This is a genomic window from Priestia sp. P5_B4 (assembly GCF_056400385.1).
The window spans coordinates 1-2,495 of sequence record NZ_JBFULJ010000567.1; the positions used below are offsets into that span (position 1 = coordinate 1).

3 protein-coding genes and 1 pseudogene are annotated in these 2,495 nt (G+C 34.5%); 1 reads left to right on the top strand and 3 read right to left on the bottom strand.

Translation table 11 applies throughout. The features are described 5' to 3' along the window. Nucleotides 1-628 precede the first annotated feature (628 nt). The 3 genes from AC1DRF_RS23020 to AC1DRF_RS23030 form a co-directional block, all read right to left on the bottom strand. Nucleotides 629-1,033 carry a YkvA family protein gene (locus AC1DRF_RS23020; protein WP_013057340.1) on the bottom strand — a complete coding sequence of 135 codons (405 nt, stop codon included), beginning with the start codon at nt 1,031-1,033 and terminating at the stop codon, nt 629-631. Between the two features lie 99 nt (nt 1,034-1,132). After that, nucleotides 1,133-1,414 carry a hypothetical protein gene (locus AC1DRF_RS23025; protein WP_013083437.1) on the bottom strand — a complete coding sequence of 94 codons (282 nt, stop codon included), beginning with the start codon at nt 1,412-1,414 and terminating at the stop codon, nt 1,133-1,135. Between the two features lie 88 nt (nt 1,415-1,502). Then, entirely contained in the window at nt 1,503-2,138 is a 636-nt protein-coding gene (locus AC1DRF_RS23030) for a DUF1796 family putative cysteine peptidase (RefSeq protein WP_427076399.1), read from the bottom strand. A 234-nt stretch (nt 2,139-2,372) separates the two neighbouring features. Here AC1DRF_RS23030 and AC1DRF_RS23035 point away from each other — a divergent pair. Beyond that, nucleotides 2,373-2,495: pseudogene (locus AC1DRF_RS23035) on the top strand (LLM class flavin-dependent oxidoreductase); the annotation flags it as partial.

The following is a 2,495-nucleotide window of genomic DNA, read 5'->3' on the forward strand; positions in this document are numbered from 1 at the left end:
GTCTATGGATATTGTTTACGTCAGGCCATTCATCTCCCCTTTTGCTAAACATCTCTACAAATATGAAGTAACGTATAATGGTTCATGAAAACGCATGGACTTTGTTTTTCTGCAATCATTTATTTACTTCGAAGCTGTTCATTTATTTAACATCAAATCACACAAAACTTGTCATACAATACAGTAACTATACAACCTTAGCAAAAACTTGTCATACAATCATGTTGTTGGCTTACTTAGGCTGAAAAAAAACACCTTCAAATGAAAGATGCTTAATCTTGTGATGAAAGAAAGCTACTTCTGATTGATGAGGAAGAATCTCTAAGAGTTTGAAACTCTCAGTTAAAAAATTCCATAATTTCACAAAGTTTTTACAAACCATCTTACTTATTTGTATATTGCTTTCTGTGACGAATTTATGAACATGTTTTAACTTAACATTTGTAGGGCAATTATTCAATTACATTGATTAAAATTTTAATGAAAAAAATATTTTGTTCCTGCTTTTTTTACATAAAACGGATTAATATAGGCACAAAGACCTACATATTAACGGTTAAAAAGAAGATGATGCATCTATCACCTTCTTTTGCTCACTTTATTTAATAATTACATTTCGATCATAACGTTACTTTATTTTAGCATCAATAATGGAAAAATTGTGTTCTTCTGAAAACCACGTTTTAATTTTTTCTTTTGCTTTCAGTTTAACACCTTCATCAATGTACATGGCAACTTGAATCAATGCAAGCCCCAGAGCTCCTAAATCATCTGTAAATCCAACTCCTGCTGCAAAGTCCGGAATTAAATCTAAAGGAAGAATAAAATAACCTAACGCTCCTATAATGACTGCTTTTGCTTTTGGGGGAATATCAGGTTTTTGCAGCGTGTAGTATAAAAGCAATACGGCATAAACAACGTTTGCTCCCGCTTTTTTGCCAAACTTTTTAAGCTTGTCCCAAAATTTTTCTTCCGAATAATATTTGGCTGTTTCCTCTGTACGAACGGGTACAATTTCTTGTTTCTCTTCCATATCGATCACCCTTTCATCACCATATGTACTTATTATAAACGATTATCTCTACCGAATTCCATTGAGAGCTTAAACTCCATAAACCTGCACAAAGCAGGCTTATGAATTTTTTAATGAGTAATGCTTCATAACGATGGTAACTAAGTCATTCAGCGCTGTTTCACTTTTAGAATGATTTTCAAACTGCTGAATGAGATCCATATGTTCAAGCAGCACTTCGTAATTCCCCGTCATCTTTCTCAGAACTTCATATGCGGAACTATTCAAATCCACTTGTATTTTCAAATCCTCCAGCTGTACTAGATACTCATTCCAGCGCTGGTCTTGTTCTAGCAGCAGCCATACAATTTCTTTTATCGCCTTCCGCACATTGGACTCCACCTTTTCATCTCCTTTGATACACAGATATAACAAAGTCTATGAAAAAAACGAGCTTTTTCATTCCCGTATTAAACAAAAAGAGTTTCTTTTATTTTATAACAAGCCCTCTTAAGAGCTCTTCCCATACTGTATCATCGCGCAGCACGTCCATTGAAAAAATAGGTGCATGTAAGACACATGTACAAGGCAAGTCCCAGTTAGCTTCGGACAAGAGTTCTTTTTCACTGTTTGTCAGCAGCAGTATATAGAAATCGTTTTTGACCATTCCCTTTAAAATATGCTCTAATTCTTTCGCTTCTTCATACGTTCCGCCCATGCGAATAAACAATATACAAGAACTGGTCTCCATCGACGTTAAAAATCGCTCCGTTCTCCGTTCATATTTTTCTTTGACTTCATTATATGAAAGCCAGTTAGTATCCGTATTAATAGACGACGGAAAATCATGAGCAGAATCAATTTGATACACCTTATCACGCAGTCTAAGCGTGGAACCATCTCCGAAAGAACTGATATAGGTTAAGTGTTCATATACAAATAAGTCTTTACAGCGATTTTTCAACAGCTGATTGACGTGAGAAAGAGAAATGCTAATACACCAATCAATCACGCCGGCTTGTTTTCGCAAAGAATATTTTTTCATGTATATCCCTGGAAAACAGTTATAGCCTAAACTGTATATCATATCGTACTGCTTGCTTTTTAGTTCATTTAAAGTAACCATATTCATCCTCCCTTCTACTATAAAATATGACAGCTTTTTATAGAAAGAGGCGGCTTCTGCCTTATACCGTACAAGCTTTTTGTTTCTCAAAAGCTTGTGTAAATAAAGAACAATAACGTAAAGGAAAATAACCGAAGCAAAATATTTTGGAACTCGAAAGATTATTGTTAAAATACTTGTATTCCATTGAAATAACAAGGCCTATGAAGTCTTTAAAGAAAGAAGATGAAATTGATGAGTAAAGCATTAAAAGATATTCCGATTTCCGTATTGGATCTTTCTCCTGTAGTTGAAGGAGGAACTGTATCTGACTCACTTAGAAATACATTAGATTTAGCTCAGCACGCTGAAGAATGG